The 448-nt window shown below is 37.9% G+C and carries 1 protein-coding gene; it reads right to left on the reverse strand.

The window, feature by feature from the left end; all coding sequences use genetic code 11:
* Positions 1-448 (reverse strand): hypothetical protein (locus CEW93_RS10875; protein WP_186727976.1); only part of this gene is annotated, 448 nt, incomplete at both ends.

The following is a 448-nucleotide window of genomic DNA, read 5'->3' on the forward strand; positions in this document are numbered from 1 at the left end:
GGCTCCCACACCAACGCCAACTCCTTCACCCAAGCTGAGATAAAGAACACTTCAAACAAGAAGTAGCTGCCCAAAAATACCAATGCCCATCTTTGCACAGACTGCATAGGTAGTCCACCTGTATAAGAGAGTTCTTGTCTTAGTTGCCAATAATCTTCATCATCTAAATCATCTAATATGCTGTATAGTTCTAACTCTCTTTGAGCAGTATTGGTATTTTTAAAAACCAACCAAAACCACACAGGACATAGTACCATACACGCACAAATCACCAAATAAAAGACAAAGTTTAAAAGCAGATTGACTTTCTGGCTAAATCCTACTATCTCAAAACCCATAAAGATAAAGCCAATAAAAAACCAAAAAAGCACAATCAATGTATAAAAGAACAAACTGTTCTCATATAAGCGGTCAGAAAATAGCCAATCGGGGAGTTGTTCGGTGTGGT

The sequence above is a fragment of the Moraxella sp. VT-16-12 genome, from assembly GCF_002224245.2.
In the GTDB taxonomy this organism is placed as follows: domain Bacteria; phylum Pseudomonadota; class Gammaproteobacteria; order Pseudomonadales; family Moraxellaceae; genus Moraxella.